The sequence below is a fragment of the Priestia veravalensis genome (assembly GCF_001457055.1).
Taxonomy (GTDB): domain Bacteria; phylum Bacillota; class Bacilli; order Bacillales; family Bacillaceae_H; genus Priestia; species Priestia flexa.
Genome location: NZ_KQ758632.1, coordinates 1 through 13,480, shown reverse-complemented (window position 1 = coordinate 13,480; position 13,480 = coordinate 1). Strand labels below are relative to the sequence as shown.

Sequence of the window (13,480 nt, the reverse complement as noted above, 5' to 3'; positions counted from 1 at the left end):
TGTTGGAAACAGGGTGGAATGGAACGTAGGACACTCGACTCCTGCGGGAAAGAGAGGGAAAACTGAGATCCCGCAGCGCAATGGAACGAACGTGTTCAGACGAACCAAAGAGATGGGAACAGCTAGTGTTCGTCTTTTAGAAGCAATCATTTTGTTATGTCCCAGCCTCTTTTCCTTTCATCACTTCTTCTAATTTTAATCGAACGTTCGGTCCGTAAATTCCATCCACTTCTTTTGGCAAATAGACTTTTTGAAAGCGAGCAACAGCATTAGCTGTATTGGCTCCATAAATTCCGTCTATTCCATGATTAGGAGCGAACTTATTGGGATAAAAGTAAACGGAAGCAAGCGCTTTTTGGAGTACAAACACTTCTTCTCCTCTCGCTCCCTTTTTTAACATGCCTTTAGGTAGAGACGGATTAGAACTTTTCACAAATTGACTTTTCATTTGTTGAAAAGACGTTTTTACGGTACTTAGTAAGCTTGGCTTCGACTCCTTGACATACTGAAAAAAAGCAGCGTTCATTTCATTTAAATCGACATACGTTGAAATCCCGTCAACTTTCCCCTGATCGGTAAATTGAAACATGGTCCACTCTGACCAAGTAAATAGGTTTCCCGGGCAATCAAATCCTTCCGTTCGGTTACTGCTACTATAGCGAGCAATCCAAAGAGGATAATAGGAAAGCTCCTTTGTGAAGTATGTTTTAGCAAAGTGATACCCGCTATATAACAAAGGCTGTACACCAGTATTTTTCTCCATTTCTTCTAGCCACGTTCGGCCAAATCTAGAGACAAACTCAGCATTTTTCCCTTTATTTACTTCTAAATCTAAGCATGGGGGAAAATCAAACTTCATTGACTGCAGCTGCTGCAAAAAGAAAGCCACTTCCTGTTTAGGGTCGTTGGTACAGTGTGCATAGTGATAAAAGCCGACAAGCAAACCCACTCGCTTAGCTTCAACATAATTCTCATATACCCTTGGATCTGTAAATGTTTTTCCTTCTGTTAACTTAATATATGCACCTTGCACTCCTGCTCGAGCCACTCGTTCCCAATCAATTTCCCCTTGATGATGAGATACATCAATAATTAATGGATTATATATACTACGATTTTGCATATCATCACACTCCTGTGCTTTTGTATTACCCTAGCAGAAAAAAACATCCATGCAAAGCAATAACCTCACCCAAAATTAAAAAAGGATATTTTCCATATACAGCTAATATACATAAAGTCATCCATTATTTAGGAGTTGAAGAAATGAATTGGAATAAGCGTATATGGAGTCGGAGAGAACTAACGCTATTGTTAGGTCTTGTGTTTATTGTTATACCTGTTTTAATTGAATACCTTTTCAAAAAAAAGCTGAACGCTATTTTACAAAATGATTTATATGCTGGTACATTAACAGGATTGCTGATGGCCATCCTTTTCACATTAGGCGTTTACGTAGTAGCCTTAAAGCCCAACCACCTTTCTTGGAAAGAAGTAGGCCTAAAAGCGTTCCCTCCAAGAGCTTGGATAAGTATTGTTTGGCTAACTCTTCTATTAATTATTATAAGTATCATGGCCGTTCTAGCAATGGAGCTGCTGGGTATTGGTACAAGTAACAAAAAAACTGAAAGCCTTCAATCACGTTTAACCGTTATGAATTTCATGATTGGTTTTATATCAGCTAGCATTGTCTCTCCTGTTTATGAAGAAATTTTTTATCGAGGTTTTTTATATCGCTGGTTTCGAAGATGGGGCGTGCTCCCTGCTACTCTTATCAGTTCGGTATTGTTTACGCTGGCTCATTTGCCAACCTACAATACATTGCTAGTTAATTTTATATCTGGCGGTATTCTATGCTGGGTTTATGAAAAAACAGGTTCTGTGGTACCTGGAATGATTATCCACGGCGTTTTTAACGGAATTGCGATTACGCTGGCAGCTTTGGCTTAAAAGTTGGTAAAACTTGTACCTCTTAAATAAAAAAGAATGTTGAGTACTCAACATTCTTTTTTATTTAATCTATAGCTTGCTCTTTGTTTTGGATCTTTAACAGCCATTTTGTAAGCCAATAAGCAAAGTAAACAACACCTAAGTCAATTAAAAACACGTAGAATAAATTCATACTCTTACGCACTTCAATTAACCCTACACTTTTCTCTAACGGTGCTAAACCAAAAGCAAAGAGCGCGCTTAGTACAATGGTATAAATATAAAAGTTTTTATTATGGTTTGTACAATATTGATAGAGAAGTAAAAAGCCAACTGGAAGTACAGAAGCGGTGATGTTAGATGCGTTTGGTAATATCGGAATTAGAAAATACGTATGTATAAGATGGTTACTACCCCCAAGCGCAATATCAATATAAGTCCATAGGATATGCACCGTGTACCCAAAGAAAAAGAGCTCAAATATGCGCTTTCTATCTACTGTAAAGCAAAGTAACACAAGCGGTAATACTGCTAATGCTAAAACAGTCCAAAACTGCCAGTTTCCAAAGTCTGAATACTGCTTCCAATAATCATAAAATAAACGATTTAATTTATCTTGGGTTTTATGAATCGTTTGCCAATACTGTTCCTTACTCATGAAAATCCCCCTCTATAGAACGTACACTTATCTATGCCCTCTTTTTTTGTTTTTATGTGGGGATATTGAAGATAAAGAGTTGTTTAGTGACATTTGATTGTTTAAAACATACTTTTTGATAATTTAATACTTCACAATTGTTGTAATCCCATACGGTGTAAGAAAATTACGGTGACTTAGTTCTTCAACCCACTTTTTTTCATTCAAGTGATACACCCCTTTTTGATTTTCATAAGTCAAGCTACCCACATTGATCTTGATTGGTTCAGCAGCAGACAGTAGACGCCTTTCATATTCTGAAGAAGCATGCTGATTAGGAAGGTGCCATAGCTCTAATACATCTCCTTCTTCCATATACTTTTCAAGGTACAGTAAAAATAAACGGTTGTCCGCACCACGGATTTCATATAAGTACGGCAGTGTAAACAATCCGCCTACTTCTTCATACCAGCCCGTATCTTTTAAATCAAAAACAGCTAAATATATTAAGTCCTCTATTCCTTCAAAGTTTGTTTTTTTGTTGTATTCTTCGATTTCATCAGGAATAATAAATGGCTTATATGATGCTAAAAATGTAATTTCAGACATGGGTTGCCACCTCACATTTCATTAAATAGTGAAAAAACTCTTCAAGCGTTCCCATAAACTTGTCAACTCTGTCTAGGTGATAAAAAGCACTTGTGTTTTGAAGATCATTTAACCCGCTGTTTTCACTGTACAAATAGACCTTCTTTTCAAACGCAATTGCCCAATATGACTTCCCTTTCCTCCTGGAAGGATTAAAATAAAGAGGTCTGCGCGCTGCACTCCGTCTTTTTCACATTGCCCTATTTCTTTCAGCTCCTGAAAGGAAGAAGCTTTTCTTCAATAAAGCTAAAATCAATTGTCGCTTCAATTGTACGCAAAAAGTGATTGGCAGGAACTAAATCTTCTACAGAAACCATCACTTGTTCATCTCGATGATTTTTAAGTGCACCCATCATGTTTCATCAACTCCAGTCTTTTTTTATCAGTGTTACCACTGATAAAAAAAGACTGACATAAAAAATTTGACACCTCGTACCTTTACTTCATTCTATATTTCTATTTTATAAAGCGCCTCTTGGTTTCTACTACCAAAACCTCGATCCATACCAAGATTATTCTTCCCTTGGTCTTCTTCACTTAAATAGTGTTCTTGTGAAATTTCGACACCATGAATTTTAATCCATTTAACAAGTTCGCTATTTCCTGAGTTATCCCCGCTCAGTAAAAAATATTTAACCTTCCCTTTCTTTACAAGACCCTCTAGCTCACTCGTTGTTAGAATAGGGTCCGTACCGTTGAACCCTCCTAATGCCATGACGCTTTCATTAGCATCAATAATATAAGGTGCGGCCGTAACGGTTGTGAACGTCGCAAATAAGTACTCTTCTCCCGTATTATTTTCGCGAAGGTATGAAAGAAGCTCGCTATTCACGTTTGAGCTAAACATTCCACCTCTGTTCATTGAGTTGCTAAGCTGCGGCCCTGATTCGGGGAGTACACTATTTCCACCGTAAAGGATAGGAGTCACAGACCAATACATTGGCGCTATCAAAAGGATACATAAACTGATAATTGACAGTCTTTTTCTAGCTATGTCGTGACTCTTCAGTATAACAAAAGCAACTGTCAGTATTACACCTACAATACCTAATGTATACATCCATACGCTTCCAATTTGCTCTGTATAAGAGCCTAGAATATACGTTTGAAAGATGACAGTAACCCCCACTGCTGCGGGTAGTAAATAACTTTTCCAATCGTTACGCTCTTTGTATAAGCGATACATTGCACTCCAGCCAATCCCGCACAAAGCGGCAATTGGAGGAGCAAGCATAATTAAATAGTAGTGATGAAAAAATCCCGCAACGCTAAAAAACCCGGCTACTGGAACCAGCCATGCAGTCCAAAACATCGCTTCTTGCCATTCTTTCTTTCTTCGCTCACGAAATGCGGTCAGTGCTACCGCTAAAATTCCCATTAATGCAAAAGGCAACATCCAGCTAATTTGCCCAGATAAAGCCGACTGAAATAATCGAAGTGGACCTGCTTCACCTGTTCCAAACATATTCATACTTTGGCTACCTCCAGGTCCTACACTTCCTTGTGGCCCTCTTGAATTATTGTTTCCTGGAGGTCCACCATCCCCTTGATTTTGAGGCATTTGCGGCGGCTGATTATTTCCGTTCATTGACGGAGGTATCCCTTGAGCATCGTCACTTTCTGAGTCGTCAGAAATTGATATATTCTTTGATGCCTGAACACTTCCTTGTTCTCCAAATCCGCCCATTCCAGCTCTTGCATTTCCTGTTGTTTGCCCTAAAAGACGTTCCGTACCGTTATAACCAAAAGCTAACTCCAAAACTGAATTCGTTTGGCTGCTACCAACGTAAGGACGATTATCTTCTGACGCGTAATCTACTACCAAAGCCCACGATAGCGAAACGCTTGCTAATACAAACATAGACAGTATAAGTGATAAAATTCTTTTTTTTACTGACTTCCGTGCAGCAACAGCGTACATGACGATAAAAGCTGGTAATACCATAAATGCTTGAAGCATTTTCATATTAAAGCCCAGTCCAATTAGTCCAAAAGCGAATATAAGCCAAAGGAGCTTTCCTGATTTCAGCGATTTCATTAAATACCAAGTACCTAAAAGAAGTGTAAATACTAACAGACTGTCAATATTATTCGTTCGGCTTACTGCTGCTGCAATAGGAGTTAACGCCATGACAATTGCAGCAATTCGAGCTGCTCCATCTTCGAACGTCGGTTGAACCATTTTATAAAGTAAGTAAACTGATCCTGCTCCAGCAAGGGCTTGGGGTAGGATCACGCTCCATGTGTGCACGCCAAACAAAAGTGCAAAAATAGTTTGAATCCATAGCACAACAGGTGGTTTATCCACCGTCACGAAACCAGACGGGTCAAATGAAGCGTAAAAGAAATTGTGAAAGCTCTGAGTCATGCTTTTCACCGCAGCTAAATAATATTGGTTCGCAGCCCCGTCCTGCCAAATGTTATATGTATTTAATACTAGTGCAGCTACCAAGGTTAAAACTAATACTAAATCCAATCGTTGCGTGATTTTTTTCATAAACTTCTCCTTTTGTTCATCATTTGTTACACAGTTTAGCAAGGAAATGTGAACTGAAAATGAACGGTGAAAAATTTATGAATGATTATCTATTTAAGTGCCTATTATTAAAATCATCTTCTCGAGTTTTGGATGCTTTTATTTAAATAATTACTTACAAGCTTGAATGTTCTATTAGTCTGAAAAATTGATAGCCCTTTGAACAAACTAGTTTTTATTATAGAATATTTAAATAGATAAAACATTCTATATTTAACTTAACTGTTTTAGAAAGGAGCTTTAATTACTACTGTGGAAAAAAAACTTACAAAGTACGCTCACCAATCTACTAATGTTTTTATTTCATATTTTAAGAAAATGAAAGGAACTATGAGACAACAAGGAAAAGTTGATTATATAGATTCAACTGTTTCTGCTGCAGGTGCACTAATTGCCATGCTGGTCGTTAGTTTTATCGTCTTACACCTAAGTTACCCTATGGCTTTAGCTCCTCTTGGGGCAAGCTGCATTTTAGTCTTCGGTGCTCACAAAGGCTTACTTTCACAACCTCGACATGTTATTGGCGGACACCTTCTTTCTACAACATGCGCAATTATTATACTTAGTTTACTGGGTAAAAGCGTTTTTTCTCTCGTGTTTGCATTGGCATTTGTCTTATTTCTTATGGCTCTGACAGAAACCATGCACCCGCCAGCAGCAGCTAGTGCTCTCGTTGCAATTAATAATGAAGTAACTTGGAATTTTCTACTTCCCATTATTTTCGGTGCTTTGGTAGTCGTGTTTATTTCAACCATCTATAATAACGCCTTTCGTGCAAGGCAGTATCCGACACATTGGTTTTAGCTTTGTTACTTTATAAACCGAACTAAAAAAAAAGAGTTTGGGACATAACAAAATGATGGCTTCTAAAAGACGAACACTAGCTGTTTCCATCTCTTTGATTTGTCTCAACCCGTTCGTTCCATTGCGCTACGGCCACTCGCTTTCCGCGGGGAGGGACCTGAGCTTCCTCGCTGCGCTGCGGGATCTCCGTTTTCCCTCTCTTTCCCGCAGGAGTCGAGTGTCCTACGCTCCATTCCACCCTGTTTCCAACATTGTTTTCACAATCAACCAAAAACCTGAACGATTAAAAGTGAGAAACTCTCAATCGTTCAGGTATAGTAAGGACTGAACTACTTATGTCTCAGTCTCTTTTTAATCCAAACAAGATCAAGACTATAATTATTAGCCTATCTCCAATGATAAAGTTTTAACCTCAGTGAGCTGATGGTTTAGCATTTGAGCGATGATAAACCGCGAGCTTATCTACCAACCTTTTACTGGTCGAATCTAACCCTTTTATCGTGACATTCGTTCTATATTCATGATATTTCATCACAACCTTATCAATAGCATCTACAGCTGAATCGTCCCAAACCTTGGCATTGGAAAAGTTAATAACGACAGATTTAGCATCAGCTGTAAAGTCAAAAGCATTTACGAAGCTTTCAACTGAAGCAAAAAACAAAGGACCTTCTACGTTAACAAGTAAGTTGGAACCTTCCACCTTTTGATAAAGCTTAATCTTTGAGATTTTTGCTACGAATAATACTGCACTTAAAATTACGCCTGCAATAATTGAAAATGCAATGGCTTCTGGAATTAGTGCTAAAGCAACTACGATTCCTGCTAGTACGTCAGCACGGGTGTTCGAAAACCATTCTTGCTTAATTTTATCTACCAAATCCTGCACCTTTTATTTTGACTCGCTACTCGCAAGCCGAATTCGTCTTCAACAAAAAGTAGTCTACCACTCTTTTTTCCCAAAATGGAATCTTTTTGATACTTTTTGTTTATAATTTTCTTTGTGGTATGATAAAAGACATGCATTAATTAGCAAGGGAGCAGTGAGATGATTATTGGATACATGAGGCCTTACGAAGGAGATATAAACTGTAAGAATCAAGAACTATCTCTACAAAAAATCCCATGCGATACCATTATAAAAGAAGAACATGGCTCTGCAAAAAAACGAGTTCAGTTAGCAAACTTAATTGATAGTCTTTTAGCAAATGATCAGCTAGTTGTTAAACGTTTCTTCACGCTAGCTGACTCTACCAGACATCTTTTGGAACTGCTTGAAGCAATTCAAGAAAAAGGAGCATACGTTCAGTTTCTTGATGAAGACATTGATACGAGCTCATCTACTGGAAAGGTATTTATACATACGGTAAAACATCTTTTAGACTTCCAAAGCAATGTTATTAGTGAGCGAACAAAGCAAGGGGTCTCACGCGCGAAGAAAAAAGGAATTTCGACTGGGCGTCCACGAAAACCGGATGAAAATGTAAAAAAAGCAATTGAAATGTACCAAAGCAAAAACTACACATTAGCGGGTATTAAAGAAAAAACGGGAATTAGCAAATCTACGCTATATCGATATTTAGAAGGATAACGAAAAAACGCTGCTCGCAAGCAGCGCTTTTTCCATCTACATCAAACTAAAATTGACCAGTAAGGCCTTAGTTATCAAGGGGATAACTAGGGATTTTTTGACTTTAAGTCAAAGGGGTATGGTGGTATTGTTCGTACCAATAATGTAATAGTAGCATTCATCACTTCATAAAATCCACTTACTTTAATTTCATAATACTTTGTTTAATTAAAAAAGCGGGCTTGTCCAATACAAAGCCTGCTTTTTTATTAGCTTATTGACCGTCTTTAAACTTCCCTACGCCTTCTTGTACCTTTCCTTTTGCTTTATCTTTTTTACCGCTTGCTTGAAGGTTTTTATTATTTATAGCGTTACCTACTTGATCCTTCACTTCACCTTTTGCCTTGTTAACAGCACCTTTTACTTTATCTCCCAATCCTTGGTTTTGATTACTCATTGAAACCCCTCCTATATTTGATTTGTTATATTTTGTATACCCGACGCATCTCATGATGAAACTAATTTCTAATTTTAAAACAAGCATTTTTTAACTAAACTGATAAAAACCGTTCACTAAGGTAATAACTATAAATAACCAACATAACAGGAGTGCATGAAGTAAAAATGATTCCTATTATCTGCATAATCTTAGCTTCTATATTTATTCTAAAGATTGACGCTCCTCGTTTACTAAAAGCAAAAATGCACAAAGAATTCAAAGTGCTTATTTTTTTGCTTTCAATTAGCTTTAGCATGGTTATTGCTAGAGGTATATTGCAGGACGTCCCTAACCCTTTAAATGGGATTGCGTTCCTTTTAAGACCTCTTACTGATATTCTAGTTCAGATTTTAAGGTAAAAATAGGTGAAACGACTATGAAGAAAAATAAGATATCCTCTACTCAGTTTAGAATATTAGTCACGCTACACTGTGTAGGGAGCGCTATTCTTGTTGTACCATCAGCCATAGCTGCTGATGCAAAACAAGACGCATGGATTTCAGCTTTTTTAGGTATTATGATTGGGGTTATTTTAGTACAGTTGTACGTTGCAATTGGGAACCTTTCTCCAAATAAAACGCTAATTGAATTAAATGAATATCTTCTTGGAAAGTGGATTGGAAAGGCTGTATCTCTTCTTTTTTTTCTTTCTGTATTTTTATTTTGTGGTGAAGTTCTATACTACTTAGGGAGCTTCTTAGCCACACAGGTTATTGACGAAACCCCTATTTTATTAATTAATATCGCATTTATGCTTGTTGTAGCGATTGGTGTTCGATCGGGAGTAGAAAATTTAGCGAGATCGGCTCAAATTTTGTTTCCATGGTTTGTCATACCCTTCATTGCGTTAATCTGCTTTATTGCACCACAAAGCGATTTTAAAAATCTTCAGCCCATAACGGATATAAACCTAAAATCACTCGTCAGCTCTACATTTACTTTTGTTAACATTAGCTATCTTACTTTTCCTGCTTTACTTATGCTATTTCCTGCACATATAAATCGATTCAAAAAAGCAAAATCTTCGTTTTTAAAAGGTGGCATTATAGGAGGATTCATCATGTGTATCCTTATTTTATTAAGCACCTTAGTTTTAGGTCCCTTTGTCTCTGCAAGTACTTCCTACCCTAGTTATGAACTAGCGATGCGAATTAATATAGGGACATTTTTGCAAGGAATTGAAATCTTAATTGCGATCATGTGGTTTATTTCTTTGTACTTTAAATTATCTATTTACTTTTACGGTACCGTTTCAAGCTTTGCACAAATTTTTGGATTAAAAGAGTATAAGGCTTTTACTCTTCCATTTGCCATTATGGTTATCGTTTTATCCATTACCGTCTATCCAAGCATCAGTTATCAAAAAGTATGGGACAGTGAGACATGGCTTTCCTATAGCTTAATTTTTGGATTGATATATCCACTGCTTCTTTTCATAGTTGGATTATTTCGTAAAAGACGTCAACGTAGCAAATAATCACACGTATGACTACCTAGAACACAGGTATGAGGATGCGATTTGTCCTCTCTCTAATGTTTACATCAGATATTTTTGAAATGAGCAAAGATAAATTGTTATTATTCCTTATAGCATTTCTTCTATCACCTCTAAAAATAACTACCAGCCGAACCCTCTCGAATGCTCCGACAAAGAGCATCATGAATAAAATTTTGGAGCGTTCTTCTCAAATATCAGAACCCGGTTGGTTGGTTGGTTTATAATCAGGAGGTTAAATAAACCAAAAGCCATTCAGAAGTACTGAGGTGTAACAATTCTCACTACAGAGGCCATTATCTTTTATGTATGTATTCGCTTTTTAGAATTTCAACATAATTTTCAACAACTTTCACAAACTAACGATAGCTAGCACAATGTTAAACGGTCTTTTCTTTTTAATACTGTGCTTTTTGCAAACAGCCAACAAGCCATAGATATTAAAAAATAATGCTATAGAAACGTAATTTATTTCAATTTAAATTAGGAAGGGTGATTTCATTGAAAAAGTTACTTTTATGCTTAACACTCACTTTTATTTCGTTCACTAACCTTGCTTGGTTTTCTCCCGCTCATGCAGTAGAATCCAGAGAACCAGCTTACGCAAAGTGGGGAAAGCTTGCGATGCAAAAAACAAAAGAAAAGTACCCGAAAGCCGCTATTTATGACTATTTGCATGTAAAAAGAGAACAGCAAGGTAATATGTCAAAAGAAACCTTTAAGCTTTGGTTAAATGAAAACAACCAAAAATTCACGGTAATTGTTTCAATTGAATTTAACACATCGTCAGAAGCTGTCTCAAAGATAAGTTTTAAAGAAGAATAAAAAAACCAAGTGGCAAATTTAGCCAGCTTGGTTTGTTCTATTTCTATTATTAACGCCTGATATCCGGACAAGGTTGGTTCTATTCAGAATTGCAATAAGAAAGGAAAGCAAACAGAAACCTGCTGCAGTTGTAAACGTTATGCGAACACCGAAATAATCTGTTATATACCCAAAGAGCAATGAAGAAATTCCAAAAGACCCGTATATTAGTGTATCTCTTGCTGAATACACTTTAGCCAGCAACTCTTTTTTGGCATTTCTTTGAATAATGGTCACTTCTGCAACATCTCTCGCCATTTGTGGTAACCCGTACAATAGTGAAATCATAGCGGCTAACCATGCTATAGAAGTCGTTCCAAACCAAAGAGTAAGAACCATTAGGAAGAATGATGACCACATCATCGCTTGACCTAAATTCTTCTCCATTACTTTAGAATAGCGATATACAAGCGCTCCGCTTAATAACATTCCTGCAAAGAAAGCTGCATTAATAATTCCCCACCACGCTTGTGTTTGATCCAGAGCCTCTTCGACAAATACAAGTATAATGGCCGCAATCCAAACTCCTCCAGCCACAGTTTCTAACACTGTCATCACGTTGATTATCCGGAGCTGCTTTGAATTCCAAATAATTTGCCACCCTTCCTTAATCACGCCTAGCTTAGGTGATGCTTCTGCGCTCTTTTCTATGGGTTCCACTTTAATCAAACACATAAAAATAGATGAAGTAGTAAACAGCAAAAAAGTGAGCCATAGCATATTAACTTGGCCCCACCATATCATTAGTATGCTTCCAGCAGGCCAGGCGACAAGTCTTGTTATTTGATCAATCATAGCTAAAAAGCTGTTTGCTTTTACAAGATGCTCGTCATCGATTAGGCTTGGAACAAGCGCATTGCGCGCCGGTGATGCCGCTCCATCTAAAAAAGAAATGCATCCAATCACTATATAGACTAGCCATAAACGGTCTATGCTTATATGCAGTGCCATAAGACAAAGCACTAGCAAAAAAATCGTTTTCCCAACCTGAGAGTAAGATAGAATTGCTTTCAACTGATACTTTTCGATCATTAAAGGCGCCACGATACCGCTTACTAACGCTGTCATCGTAATAACAAATGGAATCAAGGACATGAAGGTAACTGATTTAGTCATGTGATATACTACTGCTGTTAAGCTCACAATATATAACACATCACCTAAATTCGCTAGCATTTGTCCAATCCAAAGAAAACGAAATGATTGTTCGTTATGAAATGTTGACATAGAAATCCCTCACATCTTATTTAGTTTTTAGCTTATAAGTGTAAGAGATTGTTTACATCGGACTTCCTCCCGCTCATTCTGATTGCTCTTATTTTATCATAATCAGCGCCTGTTTTTACATAATATTCTAATTTCATTGTCTTTTTCATTGCATTTCGAGGAAGTATTATAAAAGCGCCGAAACAAATTCCTAGTGAAGAAAATATTTTAGAAGTTCAATGGGTTGATTTTAAAACAGCAGAGGAATTGCTTCCTTACTACAATGGCTTTGTGCAATTGCTAACTACTGAAAGAATTCCATATACTCTACAAAAATGAGTTGAAACACAAACTTTTTAGCGCCCATTTTCAGCCCACCTCCTCCCTTTTTGGCATTATCTGCATATGATGAACAGGGAAAACACCTAGTTAGAGGAGGAAAAATAATGTATCCAAATTCACCTTATTACCATCAGTGGTATCATCAAATGTATCAGCAGTTTCATCCACCTTATTACTCTGCACCTGCAGCAAGCAGCCGAAACCATCAAACGAGAGAAATCAGAGATTACGGTCCAAATCCACTTGTTGTAAACATCAAAGAAGCGACTAAGCAAAATGAAACGTTTCGCACGGCTTTATGGACCGGAAAGCATTTTCAAGTAACGCTAATGAGTCTTGCACCAGGAGAAGATATTGGTTTAGAAATACATCCAGACGTAGACCAGTTTTTACGCGTTGAACAAGGGCAAGGGTCTGTCAAAATGGGCAGTCGAAAAGATAACTTAACGTTTCAAACCGACGTTTCAGATGATTTTGCCATTATCGTACCTGCAGGAACATGGCATAACTTAACGAATACAGGAGACACACCTCTAAAGCTCTATTCTATTTATGCCCCGCCAAATCATCCGTTCGGAACTGTTCATCAAACGAAACAAGATGCAATGGAAGCAGAGTCGGAATAAATGTTTAGTTAAAAGAGGCTGGGACATAAGTAATTCAGCCAATGATAAACCTGAACGATTGAGAGTTTCTCACTTTTAATCGTTCAGGTTTTTTGGTTGATTGTGAAAACAATGTTGGAAACAGGGTGGAATGGAGCGTAGGGCACTCGACTCCTGCGGGAAAGAGAGGGAAAACGGAGATCCCGCAGCGCAGCGAGGAAGCTCAGGTTCCTCCCCGCGGAAAGCGAGTGGCCGTAGCGCAATGGAACGAACGTGTTCAGACAAACCAAAAAGATTGGAACAGCTATTGTTCGTCTCTTAGAAGCAATCATTTTGTTATGTCCC

Annotated in this window: 16 protein-coding genes and 1 pseudogene; 8 read left to right on the top strand and 9 right to left on the bottom strand. The window is 37.6% G+C overall.

Going from position 1 to position 13,480, the window contains the following annotated elements; translation table 11 throughout:
* The first annotated feature begins 13 nt into the window (after positions 1–13).
* Entirely contained in the window at positions 14–193 is a 180-nt protein-coding gene (locus tag AS180_RS22245; protein ID WP_139109153.1) for a hypothetical protein, read from the top strand.
* Here AS180_RS22245 and AS180_RS04665 read toward each other — a convergent pair.
* Positions 155–1,123: a GH25 family lysozyme gene (locus AS180_RS04665; protein WP_062686497.1), complete on the bottom strand. Its 969-nt coding sequence runs from the start codon at positions 1,121–1,123 to the stop codon at positions 155–157. The genes AS180_RS22245 and AS180_RS04665 overlap by 39 nt on opposite strands.
* Positions 1,124–1,266: 143 nt before the next feature.
* Here AS180_RS04665 and AS180_RS04660 point away from each other — a divergent pair, with 143 nt between their 5' ends.
* Positions 1,267–1,950 carry a CPBP family intramembrane glutamic endopeptidase gene (locus AS180_RS04660; RefSeq protein WP_025910965.1) on the top strand — a complete coding sequence of 228 codons (684 nt, stop codon included), beginning with the start codon at positions 1,267–1,269 and terminating at the stop codon, positions 1,948–1,950.
* A gap of 64 nt (positions 1,951–2,014) precedes the next feature.
* Here AS180_RS04660 and AS180_RS04655 read toward each other — a convergent pair whose 3' ends face one another.
* The 4 genes and pseudogenes from AS180_RS04655 to AS180_RS04645 all read right to left on the bottom strand — a co-directional run bounded on the left by AS180_RS04655 (position 2,015) and on the right by AS180_RS04645 (position 5,711).
* Positions 2,015–2,587, bottom strand: coding sequence for a hypothetical protein (locus AS180_RS04655; protein ID WP_025910963.1), 573 nt, complete (start codon positions 2,585–2,587; stop codon positions 2,015–2,017).
* Positions 2,588–2,710: 123 nt separating this feature from the next.
* Complete coding sequence (locus tag AS180_RS04650; RefSeq protein WP_025910961.1) at positions 2,711–3,175, bottom strand: hypothetical protein; 465 nt, start codon at positions 3,173–3,175, stop codon at positions 2,711–2,713.
* A gap of 257 nt (positions 3,176–3,432) precedes the next feature.
* Positions 3,433–3,570, bottom strand: a pseudogene (locus AS180_RS22240) (IS5/IS1182 family transposase); the annotation flags it as partial.
* A gap of 92 nt (positions 3,571–3,662) precedes the next feature.
* Positions 3,663–5,711, bottom strand: a complete 2,049-nt coding sequence (locus AS180_RS04645) for a glycosyltransferase family 39 protein (RefSeq protein ID WP_025910959.1) — start codon at positions 5,709–5,711, stop codon at positions 3,663–3,665.
* A gap of 291 nt (positions 5,712–6,002) precedes the next feature.
* On the opposite strand from AS180_RS04645, the gene AS180_RS04640 reads away from it, so the two are divergent.
* Positions 6,003–6,554, top strand: coding sequence for an HPP family protein (locus AS180_RS04640; RefSeq protein WP_025910958.1), 552 nt, complete (start codon positions 6,003–6,005; stop codon positions 6,552–6,554).
* 76 nt (positions 6,555–6,630) lie between these two features.
* Here AS180_RS04640 and AS180_RS22235 read toward each other — a convergent pair whose 3' ends face one another.
* Both AS180_RS22235 and AS180_RS04635 read right to left on the bottom strand, forming a co-directional pair.
* Positions 6,631–6,792 carry a hypothetical protein gene (locus AS180_RS22235; protein ID WP_156413431.1) on the bottom strand — a complete coding sequence of 54 codons (162 nt, stop codon included), beginning with the start codon at positions 6,790–6,792 and terminating at the stop codon, positions 6,631–6,633.
* Positions 6,793–6,966: 174 nt separating this feature from the next.
* Positions 6,967–7,434, bottom strand: a complete 468-nt coding sequence (locus AS180_RS04635; RefSeq protein WP_025910955.1) for an STAS domain-containing protein — start codon at positions 7,432–7,434, stop codon at positions 6,967–6,969.
* Positions 7,435–7,602: 168 nt separating this feature from the next.
* Here AS180_RS04635 and AS180_RS04630 point away from each other — a divergent pair, with 168 nt between their 5' ends.
* Complete coding sequence (locus tag AS180_RS04630; protein WP_025910953.1) at positions 7,603–8,145, top strand: recombinase family protein; 543 nt, start codon at positions 7,603–7,605, stop codon at positions 8,143–8,145.
* A 253-nt stretch (positions 8,146–8,398) separates the two neighbouring features.
* Here the strand turns inward: AS180_RS04630 and AS180_RS04625 are convergent, their stop codons facing one another.
* Positions 8,399–8,581, bottom strand: coding sequence for a CsbD family protein (locus AS180_RS04625; protein ID WP_025910952.1), 183 nt, complete (start codon positions 8,579–8,581; stop codon positions 8,399–8,401).
* A gap of 418 nt (positions 8,582–8,999) precedes the next feature.
* Here AS180_RS04625 and AS180_RS04615 point away from each other — a divergent pair, with 418 nt between their 5' ends.
* Both AS180_RS04615 and AS180_RS04610 read left to right on the top strand, forming a co-directional pair.
* Positions 9,000–10,100, top strand: coding sequence for a GerAB/ArcD/ProY family transporter (locus AS180_RS04615; protein WP_025910950.1), 1,101 nt, complete (start codon positions 9,000–9,002; stop codon positions 10,098–10,100).
* Positions 10,101–10,619: 519 nt separating this feature from the next.
* On the top strand, positions 10,620–10,943 hold the full coding sequence (locus AS180_RS04610) for a DUF3889 domain-containing protein (RefSeq protein ID WP_025910949.1): 324 nt from the start codon (positions 10,620–10,622) through the stop codon (positions 10,941–10,943).
* Between the two features lie 18 nt (positions 10,944–10,961).
* Here the strand turns inward: AS180_RS04610 and AS180_RS04605 are convergent, their stop codons facing one another.
* Positions 10,962–12,209 carry an MFS transporter gene (locus AS180_RS04605; RefSeq protein ID WP_025910948.1) on the bottom strand — a complete coding sequence of 416 codons (1,248 nt, stop codon included), beginning with the start codon at positions 12,207–12,209 and terminating at the stop codon, positions 10,962–10,964.
* A 425-nt stretch (positions 12,210–12,634) separates the two neighbouring features.
* Between AS180_RS04605 and AS180_RS04600 the strand changes: the two genes are divergently transcribed.
* Complete coding sequence (locus tag AS180_RS04600; RefSeq protein WP_025910947.1) at positions 12,635–13,156, top strand: cupin domain-containing protein; 522 nt, start codon at positions 12,635–12,637, stop codon at positions 13,154–13,156.
* A gap of 125 nt (positions 13,157–13,281) precedes the next feature.
* A partial coding sequence (locus AS180_RS04595) for a hypothetical protein (protein ID WP_139109152.1) occupies positions 13,282–13,480 on the top strand: 199 nt, incomplete at its 3' end.

Bases quoted from the DNA above. Each gene is read 5' to 3' on its own strand.
- AS180_RS04665 (WP_062686497.1), bottom strand. From the start codon at position 1,123: ATGCAAAATCGTAGTATATATAATCCATTAATTATTGATGTATCTCAT.
- AS180_RS04660 (WP_025910965.1), top strand. From the start codon at position 1,267: ATGAATTGGAATAAGCGTATATGGAGTCGGAGAGAACTAACGCTATTG.
- AS180_RS04655 (WP_025910963.1), bottom strand. From the start codon at position 2,587: ATGAGTAAGGAACAGTATTGGCAAACGATTCATAAAACCCAAGATAAA.
- AS180_RS04650 (WP_025910961.1), bottom strand. From the start codon at position 3,175: ATGTCTGAAATTACATTTTTAGCATCATATAAGCCATTTATTATTCCT.
- AS180_RS04645 (WP_025910959.1), bottom strand. From the start codon at position 5,711: ATGAAAAAAATCACGCAACGATTGGATTTAGTATTAGTTTTAACCTTG.
- AS180_RS04630 (WP_025910953.1), top strand. From the start codon at position 7,603: ATGATTATTGGATACATGAGGCCTTACGAAGGAGATATAAACTGTAAG.
- AS180_RS04625 (WP_025910952.1), bottom strand. From the start codon at position 8,581: ATGAGTAATCAAAACCAAGGATTGGGAGATAAAGTAAAAGGTGCTGTT.
- AS180_RS04615 (WP_025910950.1), top strand. From the start codon at position 9,000: ATGAAGAAAAATAAGATATCCTCTACTCAGTTTAGAATATTAGTCACG.
- AS180_RS04605 (WP_025910948.1), bottom strand. From the start codon at position 12,209: ATGTCAACATTTCATAACGAACAATCATTTCGTTTTCTTTGGATTGGA.
- AS180_RS04600 (WP_025910947.1), top strand. From the start codon at position 12,635: ATGTATCCAAATTCACCTTATTACCATCAGTGGTATCATCAAATGTAT.